Source organism: Bacillus tequilensis KCTC 13622, assembly GCF_000507145.1.
In the GTDB taxonomy this organism is placed as follows: Bacteria; Bacillota; Bacilli; order Bacillales; family Bacillaceae; genus Bacillus; species Bacillus tequilensis.
In genome coordinates this window covers 1-227 of the sequence record NZ_AYTO01000049.1, presented here as the reverse complement: position 1 = coordinate 227, position 227 = coordinate 1, and the positions used below count along the sequence as shown (strand labels likewise).

The window sequence follows — 227 nt, the reverse complement described above, 5'->3', positions numbered from 1 at the left end:
CAGGACTTAAAATCCTGCGGTAGGTGACTACCGTGCCGGTTCAAGTCCGGCCCTCGGCATTAAATTTTGCGCCCGTAGCTCAATTGGATAGAGCGTTTGACTACGGATCAAAAGGTTAGGGGTTCGACTCCTCTCGGGCGCGCCATTATTCTAATAGAATAAACAAGAAATCGGGAAGTAGCTCAGCTTGGTAGAGCACATGGTTTGGGACCATGGGGTCGCAGGTT

General features: G+C 50.7%; 1 tRNA gene. It reads left to right on the top strand.

The features are described 5' to 3' along the window. The first annotated feature begins 68 nt into the window (after positions 1 to 68). A tRNA-Arg gene (locus V756_RS0121440) sits at positions 69 to 145 on the top strand. Positions 146 to 227: the final 82 nt, after the last annotated feature.